Annotated in this window: 17 protein-coding genes; 12 read left to right on the top strand and 5 right to left on the bottom strand. The window is 63.9% G+C overall.

The window, feature by feature from the left end; all coding sequences use genetic code 11:
- The first annotated feature begins 120 nt into the window (after window positions 1-120).
- The 4 genes from AC5STB_RS21520 (at window position 121) to AC5STB_RS21505 (ending at window position 4,327) form a co-directional block, all read left to right on the top strand.
- A complete protein-coding gene (locus tag AC5STB_RS21520; RefSeq protein ID WP_495444909.1) occupies window positions 121-1,677 on the top strand; it encodes a trimethylamine methyltransferase family protein in 1,557 nt (518 codons plus the stop codon).
- A 67-nt stretch (window positions 1,678-1,744) separates the two neighbouring features.
- A complete protein-coding gene (locus tag AC5STB_RS21515) occupies window positions 1,745-2,848 on the top strand; it encodes a mandelate racemase/muconate lactonizing enzyme family protein (RefSeq protein ID WP_495444908.1) in 1,104 nt (367 codons plus the stop codon).
- 13 nt (window positions 2,849-2,861) lie between these two features.
- The gene (locus AC5STB_RS21510) at window positions 2,862-3,596 is read left to right on the top strand and encodes an SDR family NAD(P)-dependent oxidoreductase (RefSeq protein WP_495444907.1); all 735 of its coding nucleotides are present in this window, start codon (window positions 2,862-2,864) and stop codon (window positions 3,594-3,596) included.
- Window positions 3,593-4,327 (top strand): SDR family NAD(P)-dependent oxidoreductase, encoded by a 735-nt coding sequence (locus tag AC5STB_RS21505; RefSeq protein ID WP_495444906.1) that lies wholly within the window; start codon window positions 3,593-3,595, stop codon window positions 4,325-4,327. The genes AC5STB_RS21510 and AC5STB_RS21505 overlap by 4 nt, the downstream gene beginning before the upstream one ends.
- Window positions 4,328-4,427: 100 nt before the next feature.
- Here AC5STB_RS21505 and AC5STB_RS21500 read toward each other — a convergent pair whose 3' ends face one another.
- Genes AC5STB_RS21500 through AC5STB_RS21485 form a run of 4 tightly spaced genes read right to left on the bottom strand, consistent with a single transcriptional unit; the run spans window position 4,428 to window position 8,903 of the window.
- Window positions 4,428-5,768: an NAD(P)/FAD-dependent oxidoreductase gene (locus AC5STB_RS21500; RefSeq protein ID WP_495444905.1), complete on the bottom strand. Its 1,341-nt coding sequence runs from the start codon at window positions 5,766-5,768 to the stop codon at window positions 4,428-4,430.
- Complete coding sequence (locus AC5STB_RS21495) at window positions 5,765-7,264, bottom strand: aldehyde dehydrogenase (protein WP_495444904.1); 1,500 nt, start codon at window positions 7,262-7,264, stop codon at window positions 5,765-5,767. Before AC5STB_RS21495 ends, AC5STB_RS21500 begins: the two co-directional genes overlap by 4 nt.
- A 3-nt stretch (window positions 7,265-7,267) precedes the next feature.
- Complete coding sequence (locus AC5STB_RS21490; RefSeq protein ID WP_495444903.1) at window positions 7,268-8,185, bottom strand: dihydrodipicolinate synthase family protein; 918 nt, start codon at window positions 8,183-8,185, stop codon at window positions 7,268-7,270.
- A gap of 7 nt (window positions 8,186-8,192) precedes the next feature.
- Window positions 8,193-8,903, bottom strand: a complete 711-nt coding sequence (locus AC5STB_RS21485) for a GntR family transcriptional regulator (protein WP_495444902.1) — start codon at window positions 8,901-8,903, stop codon at window positions 8,193-8,195.
- A gap of 161 nt (window positions 8,904-9,064) precedes the next feature.
- Between AC5STB_RS21485 and AC5STB_RS21480 the strand changes: the two genes are divergently transcribed.
- From AC5STB_RS21480 to AC5STB_RS21465, 4 genes are all read left to right on the top strand, one after another.
- Window positions 9,065-10,147 carry a quaternary amine ABC transporter ATP-binding protein gene (locus AC5STB_RS21480; RefSeq protein WP_495444901.1) on the top strand — a complete coding sequence of 361 codons (1,083 nt, stop codon included), beginning with the start codon at window positions 9,065-9,067 and terminating at the stop codon, window positions 10,145-10,147.
- A 12-nt stretch (window positions 10,148-10,159) separates the two neighbouring features.
- Window positions 10,160-11,095, top strand: a complete 936-nt coding sequence (locus tag AC5STB_RS21475; RefSeq protein WP_495444900.1) for an ABC transporter permease — start codon at window positions 10,160-10,162, stop codon at window positions 11,093-11,095.
- A gap of 37 nt (window positions 11,096-11,132) precedes the next feature.
- Window positions 11,133-12,122, top strand: coding sequence for a glycine betaine/L-proline ABC transporter substrate-binding protein ProX (gene proX / locus AC5STB_RS21470; RefSeq protein ID WP_495444899.1), 990 nt, complete (start codon window positions 11,133-11,135; stop codon window positions 12,120-12,122).
- A 74-nt stretch (window positions 12,123-12,196) separates the two neighbouring features.
- Window positions 12,197-13,147 (top strand): GlxA family transcriptional regulator, encoded by a 951-nt coding sequence (locus AC5STB_RS21465; protein ID WP_495444898.1) that lies wholly within the window; start codon window positions 12,197-12,199, stop codon window positions 13,145-13,147.
- Window positions 13,148-13,227: 80 nt separating this feature from the next.
- On the opposite strand, the gene AC5STB_RS21460 is transcribed toward AC5STB_RS21465, so the two are convergent.
- Window positions 13,228-14,259, bottom strand: coding sequence for a zinc-dependent alcohol dehydrogenase family protein (locus tag AC5STB_RS21460; RefSeq protein ID WP_495444897.1), 1,032 nt, complete (start codon window positions 14,257-14,259; stop codon window positions 13,228-13,230).
- Between the two features lie 81 nt (window positions 14,260-14,340).
- Between AC5STB_RS21460 and AC5STB_RS21455 the strand changes: the two genes are divergently transcribed.
- From AC5STB_RS21455 to AC5STB_RS21440, 4 genes are all read left to right on the top strand, one after another.
- Window positions 14,341-14,937 (top strand): TetR/AcrR family transcriptional regulator, encoded by a 597-nt coding sequence (locus AC5STB_RS21455; RefSeq protein ID WP_495444896.1) that lies wholly within the window; start codon window positions 14,341-14,343, stop codon window positions 14,935-14,937.
- Window positions 14,938-15,057: 120 nt separating this feature from the next.
- Window positions 15,058-15,972 (top strand): LysR substrate-binding domain-containing protein, encoded by a 915-nt coding sequence (locus tag AC5STB_RS21450; RefSeq protein ID WP_495444895.1) that lies wholly within the window; start codon window positions 15,058-15,060, stop codon window positions 15,970-15,972.
- A 95-nt stretch (window positions 15,973-16,067) separates the two neighbouring features.
- Window positions 16,068-17,222, top strand: coding sequence for an aromatic ring-hydroxylating oxygenase subunit alpha (locus tag AC5STB_RS21445; protein ID WP_495444894.1), 1,155 nt, complete (start codon window positions 16,068-16,070; stop codon window positions 17,220-17,222).
- Window positions 17,219-18,670: an aldehyde dehydrogenase family protein gene (locus tag AC5STB_RS21440; RefSeq protein WP_495444893.1), complete on the top strand. Its 1,452-nt coding sequence runs from the start codon at window positions 17,219-17,221 to the stop codon at window positions 18,668-18,670. Before AC5STB_RS21445 ends, AC5STB_RS21440 begins: the two co-directional genes overlap by 4 nt.
- Window position 18,671 lies beyond the last annotated feature (1 nt).

Raw genomic sequence — 18,671 nt, 5'->3', positions numbered from 1 at the left:
GCCGGTAGCGCCAGGCCGGTTCCGCCAGACGGAGTGTCGGTTTCTGCAACCGGATTTCGCAATCCTGCAGGTGAAACCGCATTCCTTAGGTGAAACTCACCGTCAAAGGAGACCCTTGCGATGACTGAGCAAGCCACTGCCACCCGCGCCCGCTCCGGCGGCCGCAATGCCCGCCGCGCCCTGCGCACCGCCCCCAAGTTCGACATGCTGCCCGGCCTGACCCGCAATATCCCGCTGTGCGAGGTGATGGACGGCGCCCAGGTCGAAATGATCGACAACGCCTCGATGGACATTCTGGAGAATGTCGGCGTCCAGTTCCGCGACCCGATCGCGCTGGAGGATTGGAAACGCGCGGGCGCCAAGGTTGAGGGCGAGCTGGTCTATCTTGACCGCGGGCTGGTGCGCGAACTGATCAAGACCATTCCAAGCGATTTCACCTACCACGCGCGCGACCCGAAAAAGAACGTGCGCCTGGGCGGCGAGCATTCGATCTTTGTGCCGATGACGGGCGCGCCGTTCCTGCGCGATCTGGACGACGTGCGCCGCAACCCGATGCTGGAGGATCTGGCGATGTTCCACAAGCTGGCGCATATGATGCCGGCGCTGCATTCCTCCGCCCACCATATCGTCGAGCCTTACGACCACCCGATCAGCCAGCGCCACCTGCGGATCACCTATTCGTCGATGAAGTACTCCGACAAGACGTTCATGGGCATGACCACCAGCCCCAAGAACGCCGAGGACGTGATGGACATGTGTGCCATCCTGTTCGGCGAGGATTTTCTGGAGGACCACCCGGTCACCACCGGCAACTGCAATGGCAATTCGCCGCTGGTCTGGGATGAAACCATGCTGGGCGCGATGCGCGCCTTCTGCAAACGCAAGCAGCCGGTGCTGTGCTCGCCCTTTGTGCTGGGCGGGGCCAACACCCCGGCCTCGGTCCCTGCCACTGTGGCGCAGCTGAATGCCGAGGCGCTTTCGGCGCTGGCCTATACCCAGGTGATCCGCAAGGGCGCGCCTGCGATCTATGGCCATTACCTGTCGACCGTCAGCATGAAATCCGGCGCGCCGATGGCCGGCACGCCTGAGATTTCGCTGATGAACTTCATGATCGGCCAAATGGCGCGCTACTACGGCGTGCCGTGGCGCACCTCCAACACTCTGGGCGGGGCCAAGACGTTTGACGCGCAGGCGGGGTACGAATCCGCCACCACGCTGCAGGCGGTGGTCCATGCGGGCGCGAACTACATCTGGCACTCGGCAGGATGGAACGAGGCCGGCATGCACTGCTCGGTTGCCAAGTTCATCGTCGATGCAGAGCAATGCGCGATGGCTTACCGGATGGCGGAAGGCCCCAAGTGGCACGACTTCGACCAGGCGATTGCTGCGGTGCCGGATGTCGGTCCCGGCGGCCACTATTTGGGCCACCCGCACACTCAGGAGAACTTCCAGGAGGCGTTCTTCATGCCGGAGCTGTTCGACAACAACTCAATCGAGCAATGGCAGGCTGAGGGCGGTGTCGAGATCACCGAACGCGCCCTGACCCGCGCCAAGAAGCTGCTGGCGGAATACCAGGAGCCGAAGCTGGACGCGGCCAAGAACGAAGAACTGCTGGAGTATATCGCCCGGCGCGAACGGGAAATCCCGGCAGCGGATGAGCTGAACCAGACTTACTAGGCTTCCTCCCCGACTGGCCCGCCCCAACGAAGATGGGCGGGCCTTTTTTTCCCACAGGGCACAGAACATGAAAATCGCGGAAATCCATATTTATCAGCACGATCTGCCGGTGAAGAACGGCCCCTACACGATGGCCAATGCTGAGGTCTGGGCGCTGGACACGACGCTGGTGAAACTGGTCGCGGACAACGGGCAGACCGGCTGGGGCGAAACCTGCCCGGTTGGCCCGACCTATGCTGAGGCCCATGCCGGCGGCGCCCGCGCGGCGCTGATGGCCATGGCCGAGGGCTTGATCGGTGCTGAGGTGGCGCCCGCGACCCTGCACCGGCAGATGGACGGGCTGTTGAACGGCCACAGCTATGCCAAGGCTGCCATCGACATTGCCGCCCATGACCTTTTGGGCAAGCATCTGGGTGTCAGCGTCTCAACCCTCTTGGGCGGCGCAGCTACGGACCGCGTGCCGTCCTACTACGCCACCGGCGTCGGTGCGCCGGACGACATTGCGCGCCTCGCGGCAGACAAACTGGAAGAGGGTTATCCGCGCCTGCAGATCAAGGTCGGCGGCCGCCCGGTGGAGCTGGACATCGAGACCATCCGCAAAGTCTGGGAGCGGATTGGCGGCTCCGGCATGCGGCTGGCGGTGGACGGCAACCGGGGCTGGACCACGCGGGATTCGCTGCGCGTCAGCCGCGAATGCCCTGAGATACCCTTTATCATGGAGCAGCCCTGCAACACGCTGGAAGATCTGCAGAAAATCCGCCCGCAGATCAGCCACGGCCTCTACATGGATGAAAACAGCACCAGCCTGAACACGGTGATCACTGCCGTCGGCACCGGGCTGGTCGATGGCTTCGGCATGAAGGTGACACGGATTGGCGGCCTGCAGCCGATGCGCGCCTTCCGCGACATCTGCGAGGCCCGCAACCTGCCGCACACCTGCGACGACAGCTGGGGCGGTGACATCATCGCAGCTGCCTGCACCCATATCGGGGCCACCGTGAAGCCTGGCCTGCTGGAGGGCGTCTGGCTGGCCGCCCCGTATATCGAAGGCAACTATGACGCGGCAAACGGCATCCGCATCGACGGCGGCCATATCGCCGTGCCGCAGGGGCCGGGCCTGGGCATCACCCCGGACGAGAGCCTGTTCGGCGCGCCGGTAGCATCCTTCTGAGTGGAGAGAATGAATGGAATTTCAGGGAAAATCTGCGCTGGTCACCGGCGCGGCGGGGGGCATCGGCGCCTCGATCGTTGAACGGTTGAGGGCCGCGGGTGCCAGGGTGGCCGTAGCCGACCGGGACACCAGCGCTATCGAGGCCGAGGCGCATCTGCCCGGCGACCTTCTGGATGCGGATTATGCCAACACGCTGCCGCAGATGGCGGCAGAGGCGCTTGGAGGCCTGGACATCGTCATCAACAACGCGGGCGTCATCACCCGCGGCCCGGTGACCGAGACGTCGGATGCCGATTGGGACCTGTCGATGGGTGTCAATGTCGAGGCGCCGTTCCGTATTTGCCGTGCTGCAATCCCGCTGATGGCAAAAAATGGCGGCGGCGCCATCGTCAACACCGCCTCCTGCTGGGGCGGCAGGAACCCGGGGCCGAACCATGCGCTTTATTGCATGACCAAGGCGGCGATTGCCTCGCTGACCCAATGCATGGGGATGGACCACGCGCATCAGGGCATCCGCATCAACGCGGTTTGCCCGAATGAGGTGAATACACCGATGCTGCGTACTGGCTTTGCCAAACGCGGCTTCGATCCCGACAGCGCGGTGGCGGAACTGGGCCAGACCGTACCGCTCGGCCGGATCGCCGAGCCGGAGGATATTGCCGATGTGGTGATGTTCCTTGCATCGGACGCGGCCCGCTACATGTGCGGCGCGCTGGTGGAGGTCAATGGCGGGAAACCGGTGTCATGAAGCGGTTTCAGGGCAAGGTTGCGCTGGTCACCGGCGGACGCAGCGGCATTGGCCAGGCGATTGCCCGGCGGCTGCGCGATGAAGGTGCCCGCGTTTTCACCGCGCAGCGCGGCAGAGATGCGGAGTTCGAGGCAATCGCGGCAGATTTCACCGACCCGGACAGCCCGGCGCAGGCGGTGGCGGACGCGGTCAGCCGGGCAGGGGGCCTTGATGTGCTGGTCAATAACGCCGGCATGATGCAGGAGGCGGGCGTCGAAGAGATGACCCTTTCCGACTGGCAGCGCAATCTGGCTGTGAACCTCACCGCGCCCTTCCTGATGATCCAGGCGGCCTTGCCTCACTTGCGTAAAAGCAAGGGCAGCATCGTCAACACTGGCTCAATCGAGGGGCTGGGCAGCAACCCCGGCCACGCCGCCTATTGCGCGTCCAAGACCGGCCTGCACGGGCTCACCCGCGCGGTGGCGGTGGACCATGGGGCAGAGGGCATCCGATGCAACGCGGTGGCGCCGGGCTGGATCGACACCGGGCTGAACCTGGATTTCATCGAGGGGATGCCCGACCCGGACGCCTTCCGCCGCGATATTGGCCGCATCCATCCGGTTGCCCGCACCGGCAAGCCGGAGGAGGTGGCGGCGCTGGTGGCCTTCCTGGCGTCAGAGGATGCGGGTTTCATCACCGGACAGGTCTATACCGTTGATGGCGGAAGGATGGCCAAGCTGAGCCTGCCCTGACTCAGGGCCTGGACCCTGGACTTGCCGGTCCTCCCCTGTTCATCTTTGCAAAAATACTCCGGGGGAGGCCGCAGGCCGGGGGCAGCGCCCCCTTAACCTGCTATTCCTTCCCGGACCGCCATTCTTTCCAGCGCAGATAGGTATTGGCGCCAAGCGAAGCAAAGGGTTCCGGCGGCAGCCTGGGCGGCATCGGCTGGGTCAGGAAATGGCTGGCGATTTGTGATCCGCCCTGCAGCACCAATTCCGCAACGCCCATGCCTTGCAACGTGCCGCGGGCGATGCCAAGGCCGTTCTGGCAGCAGGCGGAATAGACGCCCTGGTTCAGTTCTCCGAAAGCCGCAGAGCCATTGCGGCTGAGGCAGAGCATACCGGCCCAGCGGTGCTCCATCCGCACATCCGCCAGTTGCGGAAACCGTTCCTTGAACTTGCGGCCATGCACCCGGCCGGCGCTGCGCAGGCGCGCTTCGCTGGTCTCTATCGACGGGTTGAAGCTGGAGCAGGTACGGATCAGAATCCGGTCGCCGTAACTGCCCGAAATCCGCCGCACCGACGTGCCCATCGGGTCCGCAGGCGTGATCGACCAGCGCGGTGCGCCGCCAAGCCGTTTGATCTGCTCCGGCGTCAGGCGTTCGGTCATCGAGGCATAAAGGCAGATGTGCATCAGGCGGCGCTGGTAAAAGCCGAAGCTTTCCAGGTGGCCGTTGTTGGCCAGAATCACGCTGCCGGTGCTGATGCGGCCCTTGGGGGTGCTGACCACCCAGGCGTTGCCCTGCTTCTCAAACCCCGTAGCGGGTGTGTTTTCAAACACGCTGATCTGCCCTGCCAGATGCGCCGATAGGGCGCGGATATAGGCGGCGGGCTGGATCATCACGGTGCCCGGCGCAAAAAGGCCGGAGGTGTAATGGGGGCTGCCGGTCAGTTCCTGCATTTCTGCTTGCGAGTACAGCGTATGCGGTTCGCCCAGCCGCTCCAAATGGGCGGCGAAATCGCGGTTGTGCCGGTCGCCGGCATGGGTGGCGGCGGCGTTGATCTTGCCTGCAGGATCGAACATTTCCTGCGGCAGGGCGCTGTCTTCGGCCACCTCTTTGGCAAAAGCGATGGCCTTGCGGTTGAAGGCGATGGCAGCCTTGTCCGCTTGCAGCCCCGTTCCCGCGTAATTGTCCGAGGCCAGATCATGCGGCAGGTCGATCATGAAGCCGGAATTGCGCCCGGCGGAGCTTTCGGCGAAGCGCCCGGCTTCCAGCACCGCCACTTTCAGGCCGGGGTCCAGCTGGTGCAGGCGCCGGGCGGCGGACAGCCCCGCAAACCCGCCGCCGATGATGGTCACATCGGCGGTCAGATCGCTTTCCAGCACCGGCAGGGGACCTTGGGGCGGCAGGATGGCATTCCATCCCGCCGCGCCCGTTTGCCGGGGCAGGCGTTTGGCGGTGTAGGCGCTCAATCCACAGCCTCGTCGGCGTCGTCGGCCAGGTCGATCCAGATGGTTTTCAGCTGGGTGTACTGGTCGTGGGCATGGACGGAGTTGTCGCGGCCGCCAAAACCGGACTGCTTGTAGCCGCCGAAGGGCGTGCTGATGTCGCCCTCGCCAAAGCTGTTCACGGTTACCGTGCCTGCGCGGATCATCCGGGCGCCGCGAATGGCGCGCTTGGCGTTGGCGGTGAAGATCGACGCGCAAAGGCCGTACTGGGTGTCATTGGCGATGCGGATCGCCTCGTCAAAGCCGGTGACCTCGATTACCGACAGGACGGGGCCGAAGATCTCCTCGCGCGCCAGCACTGCGTCGTTGCCCGGCACCTCGACCACGGTTGCCTCGACAAAGGCGCCGTCAAGCGCCTTGCCGCCGATCACCACGTTTTCGGCCTGTTCCAGATAACCGCAGACCTTGTCGAAATGCGCGGGCGAGACCAGCGCGCCCATGCGGGTTTCCGGGTCCAGCGGGTCGCCCGCGTTCCAGGCCTTGGCGTGGTGCGCGATGCGCTCCAGCAGCTCTGCCTTCACATCCTTGTGCACGATCAGGCGGGAGGAGGCAGAGCAGTTTTCACCCATGTTCCAGAAGGCGCCGTTCACGACATGCGCGGCGACCCGGTCCAGGTTTTCGGCGTCGTCCATCACGATGGCGGGGTTCTTGCCGCCCATCTCCAGCACCACTTCCTTGGCGTTGCTTTCCGCCGAATAGGTCAGGAAGCGCTTGCCAGTCACGGTGGAGCCGGTGAAGGAGACCATGTCGATGTCCATGTGGCGGCCAATGGGTTCGCCGACTTCGGCGCCGCCGCCCGGAACCACGTTCAGCACGCCGCGGGGCAGGCCCGCTTCCATTGCCAATTCGGCAACGCGCAAAGCGGTCAGCGTGGTTTCCGCCGCTGGTTTTACGACTACTGAGCAGCCCGCGGCCAGCGCCGGGCCGATCTTCCATGCCAGCATCAGCAGCGGGAAGTTCCAAGGCAGCACCAGGCCCACCACGCCAATGGGTTCACGCACCACCATGGCGATGTGATCGTCGGAGGCGGGCGACACCTGATCATAGATCTTGTCGATGGCTTCGGCATGCCATTTCAGGCAGTGGATGGTCTCCGGCACATCGACGGTTTCGCAGTCATAGATGGTCTTGCCGCTGTCGATGCTTTCCATCACCGCCAGTTCATGGGCGTTGCGGGTCATCAGTTTGCACAGCCGGATCAGCACGTCCTTGCGCGCGGACGGATGCAGGCGGGACCAGCGGCCGTCGTCGAACGCCTCACGCGCCTTTTCGACCGCAAAATCCACGTCCGCGGCACCGCAGGCGGCGATATCCGCCAGCTTCTCACCGGTGGCCGGGTTCACGGTCTCAAATGTCTTGCCAGAGGCTGCCGGGCAGAACTTGCCGTCAATGAACGCGCCCGCCGGCAGGTCCAGATTGGCGGCGATGGATTTGTATTCGTCCTGAGTAAGCAAAGTCATTCCTTAACCCTCCGCCTCGATATCTGCGATTTTCTGTTTCAGCACCCGCACGACCTGTTCCAGCGCGCGTTTGTCGTCCTTGTTCAGCCCCTTCAGCGGTGCCCGCATGGCACCGGCTTCGATGCCGTTCATTGTGACGCCGTGCTTGATGGTCTGGATGAACTTGCCGCCCTGTTCGAGGACGCGCATCAAGGGCATCATCGCTGACATGATGCGGCGGCCCTTGGCAAAATTGCTCTCCAGCACGCAGGCGTTGTAGAGCGCGACGTGTTCGCGGGGCAGGAAGTTCGACCCGCCGCAGACCCAGAAGGGCGCGCCCCAGGCAAAGAATTCCAGCGCCTGGTCGTCCATGCCGCAGCCCAGCTGGATATGCGGATAATCGCGGGCCAAGAGATGCACCCGGTTGATATCGCCCGAGCTTTCCTTGATGCCGCAGAAATTGCGCGAGCGCCCCACCCGGTCGAGAAACTCCTCGCCCATCATGGTGCCGGTGCGGTGCGGGTAGTTGTACAGCATCACCGGCAGATCGGCAGCCTTGTCGATAGCCAGCGCATTCAATGCGTTTTCGCGGTCGGTCGGCACCGAGTAGGGGGGGGAGGCCAGCAGGATCGAATCCGCGCCGATCTCCTTGGCGCCTTCCGCAAGTGCAATGGCATCGCTGGTCAGCATCGCGCCGGTGCCCACCACCAGCGGCAGGCGGCCCGCCAGCCGTTCATGGGTGAAACGGGCCAGGGCGATGCGCTCTTCCACGGTCTGGGCATAGTTCTCGCCCGTCGAGCCGCCGGAGATCAGCCCGTGCACGCCGTTCTCAACCAGGTATTCGATCACCTCAGCCAGCGCGTCCCAATTGACGCTGCCGTCTTCGAAATGGGGTGTCACCACAGGGGTGTATATGCCCTCGAACCGGAATATTGGGGTCATTTCGTCCTCATGCAGGGGTTTTTCGCGCCACCGTTCCCAACGGCAGGTCAAGCCCGGCGGGCATGACGAACAGCTCGATCTGGTCGCGCGACAGGTTCCAATGGTCAATCGCCAGCTGGCCCGCCGCCGCCTCGTCGCCGGCCTCGATGGCGGCGATGATGGCGTCGTGCTGGGCGCTGGCCTCGCCCAGGTTCTCCGCCATCTGGCGGTCCTGGGGGCGGTAGAAGGTCATGCCGATGCGGGCATGATCGATCAGCAGCCGCTGGAAGGAGGGGGCAAGATAGATGTTGTCGGCCATCTCGCCGGTGATCTCGTGAAAGCGGTTGTTGGCCATCGCCCGGTCGGCGCCGGAGCCGGAGCGCAGCGCCGCCTTGAAATCCTCCTGCGCCGCCTTCAGCGCAGCAATCTGCGCCTCGGTGGCGTTTTTCGCCGCCAGCTTCAGCACCGCGCCATAGATCATGGGCGCGGCCAGGAAGAAATCCCGCAGGGTCATGTGCGACATCTCGCTGACCCGCGCGCCGCGGTTTTCCCGCAGATCGGCATAGCCCTCGCCGGCCAGCTGGCGCAGCACCTCCCGCAGCGGGGTGCGCGACAGCTGGAATTCCTCCGACAGTTTCGATTCGTCGAGATCGGCGCCCGGCCGCAGGGCAAGCGTCATGATGGCCGTTTTCAGGTGGCCATAAAGCTCTGCTTTCCTGTTTTTGGACGCGTCCTTCATCTCAGTCTCCATCGTTGCATCTGAACCTGTGCGGGCAGAATGACCCGGCGGCACAGGCCTGTGCAACCTGATTGCTCATTTTGTGTTATGAGAAAATACAAATTGTGTACAGAGAAAAAATGTGCTGTATGCTAGGAAAGTTTTCTGGAGGAGGGGAACAGGTGACGACGCAAGCTGACGAGGCGGTGATCGACTGCCGTAATCTGTGGAAGATCTTCGGCCGCCGCGCGGATGAGGCGATGAAAGCCGTTCAGGAACAGGGGCTTGGCAAGCTGGAAGTGCGCGACCGCTTTGACTGCGTGGTGGGGGTGCAGGATGCGACATTCAGCGTCGGGCGCGGCGAGATCTTCTGCATCATGGGGCTGTCCGGGTCAGGCAAATCGACCTTGATTCGCCATGTGAACCGGCTGATCGAGCCGACCTCCGGCCAGCTGTTCATCGAAGGTCGGGACGTCAATCAGCTCTCTGCCAGGGAGCTGCGCGAGGTGCGGGCTGAGAAGATCGGCATGGTGTTCCAGAACATGGCGCTGATGCCGCACCGCACCGTGCTGGAGAACGTCTCCTTCAGCCAGGAGGTGCGCGGCCACGACCCCAAGGAGCGCCGCGACAACGCGATGCGCGCGATCGATGCGGTGGACCTCAATGGCTGGGACCAGAAATACCCGGATGAGCTGTCGGGCGGGATGCAGCAGCGGGTTGGGCTGGCCCGAGCCATCGCCGCTGACCCCTCCATCCTCCTGATGGATGAACCTTTTTCGGCGCTGGACCCGCTGATCCGCCGCCAGCTGCAGGACAAGTTCATGTCGCTGTCGGCAGAGATGAAGAAAACCACCCTGTTCATCACCCACGACCTGGACGAGGCGATCCGCATCGGCGACCGCATTGCCATCATGAAGGACGGCGCGCTGGTGCAGGTCGGCACGCCGGAGGACATCGTGACCAACCCGGCGGACGACTATGTCGCCGATTTCGTCGCGGGCATTTCCAAGCTGGAGCTGATCTCAGCCGCCAAGATCATGACCCCCGTGGAGCAATACGAGCAGATGAATGGCCCGGCCAATAAGGACGGCTGGCCCGAGGCCCATCCCGGCCAGTCGCTCGACGATCTGGTGAACCTGTCGGTCCGGACCCAGCACCCGGTTGTGGTCAAGGCCGATGGGAAGCCGATTGGCATCGTCACCAAGAATGCCCTGCTGCGCGGCATCCAGGGCGATGTGGCAGACGCGGCCAGCCTGAAGCACTGAGGAGACGGCACCATGGCAGAAAATGAATTCAGCATTCTCGACCCGTTTTCAGCGGTTGATCTGGGGCTGGCGGAATCGGCGGACGGGGTCAAGCAGTGGGCGATTGCCAACCGCGCGCTGATCCAGCCGGTGAAGAAGTTCTTCAACGAAATGATCGTTGGCATCGACACTGCGCTGAATGCAGTGCCGCCGCTGGTCATGCTGCTGATCCTGATTCTGATCGCCTGGCAGGCCGCAGGCCGCCGGGTGGCGATCCTGGTCGGCGTCAGCATGGTTGTGCTCGGCTTTTTGGCGCCGAATGCGTGGGGACTGGCGATGACCACCTTGGCCATCGTGGTTTCGGCGGTGATCATGAGCTTCATCATCGGCCTGCCCCTGGGGGTGCTGGCCGGCAAGAATGACCGGTTCGAGGCGGCAATCCGCCCCGTGCTGGACACCATGCAGACGATCCCGGCGTTTGTGTACCTGGTGCCGGTTGTCATGCTGATCGGCATCGGCAATGTCTCCGGTGTGATCGTCACTGTGATCTTTGCGCTGCCGCCGCTGATCCGCCTGACCAGTCTGGGCATCCGCGGGGTCAATGCCTCAGTCGTGGAGGCCGCGCGCGCCTTTGGCGCCAGCCCGCGCCAGATTCTGTTCAAGGTGGAGCTGCCGCTGGCCACGCCCACAATCCTGGCCGGTGTCAACCAGACCATCATGCTGTCGCTGTCGATGGTGGTGATCGCCTCGATGATCTCCGTCAAGGGGCTGGGCAATGAGGTGCTGCGCGCCATGGGCCGGCTGGATGCGGGCAAGGCGCTGGTCGGCGGCCTTGGCATCGTGATCCTGGCCGTCGTGCTGGACCGCATCACCCAGGGCATGGGCCAGTCCGGCCGCGACCGCGGCCACCGCCACTGGTGGCAGGGCGGCCCCGTCGCCGCCGTGCTGCGCCTGGCCGGCAAAAACTGAACTTCACTTCAACTGAACACTAAGGGAGGACTTACATATGTTCAGGAAAACCGCTCTGGCTGCGCTGGCAGCCTCGACCATGCTGGCAGGCACTGCGCTGGCGGCAGACAAACCCGGCGACGGCGTCACCGTGCGCCCGGTGATCCAGCCGATCGCCGAGGAGATCTTTCAGCACCGCATCCTGTTCCGGGCGCTGCAGGACTTGGGCTATGACGTGGCCGAGCCGGAAGAGGTTCAGGCGCAGACCCTGCACCTGGCCCTGGGCACCGGTGACGCGGACTTTACCGCGGTGCACTGGAACGGCCTGCACAACACTTTCTTTGAGGAATCCGGCGGCGACGCGGTTCTGGAGAAGGTCGGCACCCTGATCGACGGCGCCCTGCAGGGCTACCTGGTCAACAAATCCGCTTATGACGCGGGGGTGCAGAACCTGGGCGATCTGAAAGATCCGGCCAAAGCCGCGATGTTCGACGCCGATGGCGACGGCAAGGCCGATCTGGCGGGCTGCGTGCCCGGCTGGGGCTGTGAGCGGGTGATCGAGCATCAGCTGGACGAATTCGGCCTGCGCGGCACCGTGAACCATAATCAGGGTGAATATAACGCCATCATCGCCGACACCATCGCCCGCAATGAAACTGGCGAGAACGTGCTCTACTACACCTGGACCCCTTATTGGGTGTCCGGCGTGCTGGTGCCGGGCGAGAATGTTGAGTTTCTGGCGGTGCCTTATTCTTCGCTGCCCGATGGCGCGACCGCGGAAACCACCTTTGACGGCAAGGACCTGGGTTTTGCCGTCGACAGCATCCGTATTGTCGCCACCGATGAGTTCTTGGCCGCGAACCCGGCTGCGGCCAAGCTGTTCGAGCTGGCAAAGATCGACATCAACGACATCTCGGCCCAGAACAAGCTGATCGCCGATGGCGAGGACAGCTCTGACGACATCGACAGCCACGTGGACGCCTGGATCGCGGCCAACCGCGAAACCTACGACAGCTGGCTGGACGCGGCCCGTGCGGCCGCTGAATAATAGCAGCCACACCCGTGCAACCGGGCTGCGCGGGGCAACCCCCTCGCGCAGCCCAAGCCATTCTGGGGCAAGCCATGACCAAGACACAGCATTTTGCCTTTCTCCTGGTGGAGGAGTTTTCGCATCTGGCGTTTTCCTGTGCGGTGGAGCCGCTGCGGATTGCCAACCTTGTCAGCGGCAAGGATCCGTATGACTGGTCGTTCGGATCAGAGAACGGCGAGACCGCGACCTGCTCCAACGGCTCGGTGACGCTGGTGCACTACGGGTTTGATGCGATCCCGAAATGCGACCGGCTGTTTGCCCTGTCAGGCATCCATATGCGCAGCCATGTGACCCGGCCGCTGCTGGCGGCCCTGCGCCGGGAAAAGGCGCGCGGCATCGCGGTCGGCGCGCTGTGCTCCGGTGCCTGGGTGCTGGCAGAGGCCGGGTTCCTCAATGGCATGCAGGCGGCAATTCACTGGGAATACCACGACAGTTTCATGGAGGCGTTTCCGGAGGTGAACCTGGTGCGCAGCGTGTTCGTGGCCGATGAAAAGCACGTGACTGCCTCTGGCGGCACCGCCACGGCGGACCTGATGCTGCATCTGATCGAGCAAGAGCATGGGTATGACCTGGCGGTCGCGGTAGCCGACCAGATGGTTTATAATGCCGTGCGCAACGCCACTGCGGAGCAGCGGGTGTCGCTGCAGTCGCGCAACGGTATGCGCAACGCCCATCTGGCCCGCGCCATCCAGATCATGCACGACCACATCAGTGACCCGGTGTCGCCCGCGGTGATCGCCGCGGAGCTTGGTATTTCCACCCGGCAGCTGGAGCGGCTGTTCGGCAAATTCCTCAACACCTCGCCCAAGAAATACTCGATGGAGATGCGGCTGGAGCGCGCCCGCAACCTGCTGATCCAGACCGAGGCGTCTGTTACCGAAGTGGCGCTGTCCTGCGGCTTTGACAGCCCGGGGCATTTTTCAAGGGTCTATAAGGCGGCCTTTAACGTGACCCCGATGCTGCAGCGCGGCCGGATCAGTTAGAGACAGGTCCCGCCGCTGCAACATTTCGGATTGGCGGATTTTCCGCCAATCCAGTGGTGTAGCAGGGACAGGACCCGCGCTCAGATCGTGACCACGACCTTGCCCATGTGGTTTGCCGCCTCCAGACAGGCATAGGCTGCGTCCAGTTCATCAAAAGAAAACTCCCGGTCGATGACCGGCTCGATCCGGTGTTCTGCCATGAAGCGTGACAAGCTCTCCAGATACGCGCGGGGGCCGACCATGATGCCGTTGATTGTGGCGCTGGCCATGAACAGCCCGTTCAGATTGGGCTGGGCGCCAAAGCCGGTCAGCACGCCGATCTGCGAGATCACCCCGCCGCCTGCCACCGCGGCAATGGACTGTTCGAAGGTCTGCGCCCCGCCCAGTTCCAGAATGTGGTCGGCGCCATGGCCGCCGGTGGCATCCCGGACGGCTTGCGCCCAATCCGGCGTCTCGCGGTAGTTGATCCCGAACTCTGCGCCCAGGTCTTTGGCGCGTTCCAGTTTTTCGTTTGATGAAGACAGGACAATCACCCTGGCCCCGGCAGCCTTGGCAAATTGCAGCCCGAACATCGCCACACCGCCGGTGCCCTGAACCAGCAGGAAATCCCCCTTGCCGATGGGGCGGCCCCGTTCGAACAGCGCCCCCCAGGCCGTCACTGCCGCACAGGGCAGGGTGGCCGCCTGGGCAAAGCTGAGATGATCCGGGATCCGCACCAGAGACGCCGCCGGGACCACGATCTGCCCGGCCATCACCCCGTCGCGGCTGCCGCCCAAGGCGCCGCCGCTGGCGGCGGGGTCGAACCGCCCGTCCAGCCAGTCGGGAAAGAAGGACGGGATAACCCGGTCGCCTGTCTTCCAGGCGGTCACATCCGGCGCAACCTCGATCACCTCGCCGGCTCCGTCCGACAACGGGGCAAGGCGGGGCAAGGCGCTTGAATCCAGCCCCTGGCGCACAATCAGGTCGCGGTAGTTGAGGCTGGCCGCCTTCATCGCGACCCGGACCTGGCCCGGGGCCAGGGGTGCGGGGGCGGCGGGCACCACGGACAGATCCGCCCCGCCGTTGTCGAAGGAGAGCGAATAGGCGCGGAAACCGGTTGCTTGCATGTTCATGGCTGAAATTCCTTTAATGTAGTGATCGATACATAAATAGACGGCTTGCCGCAGCTGTCAACGCATTTTATAGTCATCGTTATGAAAACAGCATCCAAGCCCCGCGGCAGGCCGCGCAAATTCGACGAAGACCAGATCCTCGACATTGCCCGCGACCTTTTCTGGCGGCAGGGATACGAGGGCACATCGGTCAAGGAGTTGACCGAGGCGATGGGGATCACGCCGCCCAGTCTTTACGCGGCTTTCGACTCCAAGGAGGGGCTTTATGCACGCGCGCTGGACCGCTACGCGCAGACCTATGGCGCAAGCCTGCTGGAGGGCATGGCGGAGGAGCCGGACTTGAAGCGCGCCTTCGCGCGGCTGATGCACAATTGTGTACGGCAGTTCAGCTCAGGGGCGGTGCCGCCGGGCTGCATGATATCCACCGGGGTGCTGCGCTGCGCACCGGAAAACGATGCCGTGGCCCGCGATCTTGCGGTGCGGCGGCTGGCCACTGCGGATCTATTGCTGGACCGGCTGACGGCGGACCGCAGCCAGATGCCCGCGAATACGGATCTGGAGGCGCTGGCCAATTTCTTTGCAATGGCGGTGGAAGGCATGTCAGTGCAAGCCCGTGACGGGATCGGCCGGCAGGCGCTGGAGCGGCTGGCGGAGCGGATCATGGCCGCCTGGCCTTAGACCGGGCCGGGCAAGGCAGGAGAACCGGAGGCACAGGTGAAATCTTCGCTGGCCATCAAAGGCGCATTTCCCATATTGAAATGAAACGCCCTCAACCGAGCCGCCAGCCAGGAGCCGCAGATGTCCCGCCGCCATTACAACCTGCCGCCGCTCACCACCCTGGCTGCGTTCGAGGCCGCGGCCCGGCATCTGAGCTTCAAGAACGCAGCGCAGGAGCTGTCTGTCACCCCCGGCGCAGTCAGCCATCAGGTAAAGGCGCTGGAGGCGGAACTGCAGGCGCCGCTGTTCCAGCGCAAGCACCGCGGGGTTGAGCTGACGGAGGAAGGCGAGGCGCTGTTTGAAACCTTGGCCTCGTCGTTTTCCAAGATTTCGCTCAGCCTCAAGACCATCCGCGACCGGCAGACTGGCGACACCGTGACCATCGGGTCGACCTCGGCAGTGGCCTCGCTGTGGCTGTCGCCGTTGGTGGTGCGGTTCTGGCGCAAGCATCCGGACGTGAACGTCAATCAGATGGTGCAGGACCGGCCGTTCCGCAGCATGCCGGATGTGGATTTCTACATTCGCTACGGACGGGATAGGGGCACCAGGCTGGAACAGACGGAGCTGTACCGCGATCACCTGGTGCCGGTGGGCAATGCGGAGCTGGCCGAGACACTGACCGGCTGCCCGCTGGAGGAACTGGCGCAGCAGCGGCTGTTGCATCTGGAGTCCGACGACAAGAGCTGGACCACCTGGGCCGACTGGTTCCAGCAGCTGGGTTACAGCGGCCCCATCGCGCCGGGCGTGCGGGTCAACAATTATGCGGTGGCGCTGCAGGCGGCGCAGGACGGGGTCGGGCTGGTGCTGGGCTGGCAGCGGCTGCTGAATCCGCTGCTGACAACCGGCCAGCTGGTGCCGATCGGCCCGCATGTGCTGGCGGCGCCGCACGGGTTCCATCTGGTGGGCCGCCCGGATGCGGAATTGTCGGAATCCGCCCGATTGCTTCGCAATTGGGTCATCGACGAGGTCAATCGAAGCTCAGATGAGCTCAGCTAACCTCAGCGCGAAAATTCCTGATATTGAGTGAATCTGCTCTCTCCCTTCAATGGCGCAAAACGCGCACATCTTTTCCCTGGTTTGGAGAGACCCAGATGAACAAGCATGACACGCTTGCCCCGGTGATGGCTCCGGTCAACGTGGCCAACGGCCTGCCGAACGCCCATTATATAGACCCCGCCGTCTTTGCCGAAGAAAAACGCTCGGTGCTGTTTGCCAACTGGTCCGGAATCGGCTTTGGCAAGGACGTTCCGGAGCCGGGCTATGCCAAGCCGGTGGACTTTTTGGGCATGCCGCTGTTGATCGTGCGCGACAAGGACGGTGAGATCGGCGTCTTTCAGAACACCTGCCGCCACCGCGGTATGATCCTGGTCGAGAAGGCAGGCAAGATCCGGGGCGCCATCCGCTGCGCCTATCATAGCTGGTGCTATGGCCTCGATGGCCGCCTGGTCTCCACCCCGCATGTCGGCGGCCCGGGCAACAACAAGCATGAAGACATCAAGCTGGATGAACTGGGCCTGGTGCGCATCCGCTCCTATGTCTGGCGCGACGTGGTGTTTGTGAACGTCGACGGCGCCGCGCCGGAGTTCGAAGAAGCCCACGCTGGCCTGCTGGAGCGCTGGAAGGAGTTTGAAACCCAGGTGCATCACGGCGGCCAAGATTCCGGCTTCAAGCTGGAAGTCAAAACCAACTGGAAGCTGGCGGTCGAGAACTACTGCGAGAGCTACCACCTGCCGTGGGTGCATCCGGGGCTGAACAGCTATTCCCGGCTGGAAGACCACTACAACATTGAGGTGCCGGGGCATTACTCCGGCCAGGGCACCCTGGTTTACCGCCAGATGAAGGGCGAAGACGGCAAGGTGTTTCCGGATTTCGAGGGGCTGAGCAGCAAATGGGACGAGGGCGGCGAATATGTGGCCGTTTACCCCAACGTCCTGCTGGGCGTGCAGCGTGACCATGCGTTCGCAATTATCCTGGAGCCGGTCGACACGGAAAACACCGTTGAGCACATCGAGCTTTACTACGCGAAGTCCAACGAGGACACGCCGGAGCTGGAAGACCTGCGCACCGAGAACGCCAAGCTGTGGAAGACCGTGTTCGAGGAAGACGTCTTTGTCGTTGAGGGCATGCAGAAGGGCCGCCACGGCGAGCTGTTCGACGGCGGCCGTTTCTCCCCTGCGATGGATGGGCCGACACACAATTTCCACGCTTGGGTGGCCGATCAGGTGACCAAAGGCCGCGAGGCATGAGTTCTTTCCTGCAAGACGGGCTGGCCAGGAACTTCCTGGCCGGAGAGTGGGCCGAGGGCGACGGCGGTGCGCGCATGGCCGTCGAGGATCCGGGCAACGGCAGCCATGTTGGCGACTGCGCACTGGCGGGCGAAGAAACCCTCGCCAAAGCGCTGGAAGCGGCGCGGGCAAGTTTCGAGCGCGGCGATCTGGCCGGGATGCAGCCTGCCAAACGCGGCCAGCTGATGCAGCGCATCGCGGCGGAAATCCGGGGCATTGCGGACGAGGGTGCTGAGCTGCTGTGCAGGGAAAGCGGCAAGAGCCTTAGCGCGGCGCATGACGAGTTTGAAGAGGCCGCACAGTATTTTGAATACTACGGCGGCATGGCCGACAAGATCGAAGGCAAGTCGATCCCGCTTGGCCCCGACTACGCCGACTTTACGGTCTATGAACCCTATGGCGTCTCTGCCCAGATCGTGCCGTGGAATTTCCCGGTCTCGATTGCCGCGCGGTCGCTGGCACCTGCGATGGCGGCGGGCAACTCGGTGATCATCAAATCGCCGGAGCTGGACCCGATGGCGCTGGCGATGCTGGGCGTGGCACTGGAACGGGCCGAGGTGCCTGCCGGGGCGGTTTCGATCCTGAACGGTATCGGCTCTGAACTCGGCGCGCGGCTGGTCGAAAGCCCGGCAGTGGATCAGATCGTCTTTACCGGATCGGTGCCGACTGGCCAGGCCATCCTGCGCGCCGCCGCCAACCCGGTAACGCCCGCACTGATGGAGCTGGGCGGCAAGTCCGCGGCAGTGGCGTTTGAGGACGCCAATCTGGATACGCTGATGTCCTCCCTGCAAAGCGGCATCTTCTATAATGCCGGCCAGGTTTGCTCTGCCATGTCACGGGTGCTGGTGCACCGCTCGATCTATGACGAAGCCGTCGAACGCGCTGCTGCGCTGGCAAACGGCCTCAGCGTCGGCCACGGGCTGGAAAATCCCGGCCTGACCCCGGTGATCTCTGCCCGCCAGCTGGACGGCATCGAAACCCTGACCGCGACCGCCCGCCAAAGCGGCGCGCGCGTGGCCTCCGGCGGTGCCCGGCTGGAGCGGGAGGGCTACTTCATGGCGCCGACAATTCTGGCAGATGTGGACCCGTCTGCCCGCGTGGCGCAGGAGGAGATCTTTGGTCCTGTCACCTGCTTCACCCCGTTTGATACCGAAGCCGAGGCGATTGCCATGGCGAACGGCACCGAGTTCGGGCTGGTGGCCGGTGTCTTCACCCGCGATCTGGCGCGGGCGCACCGGGCGGCGAACCGTTTGCGGGCGGGGCAGGTGTTCGTGAACGAATGGTTCGCGGGCGGCATCTCCACCCCCTTCGGCGGTGTCGGCAAATCCGGTTTCGGCCGCGAAAAGGGCTTGGAGGCGCTGTATAACTATGTGCGCACCAAGAACATCGCGATCTCGCTGAAGGGGTGAG

It is taken from the genome of Leisingera sp. CC-HEC093 (genome assembly GCF_059429195.1).
The sequence above is the reverse complement of the archived record's forward strand: the minus strand, read 5'-3'. Positions and strand labels throughout refer to the sequence as shown.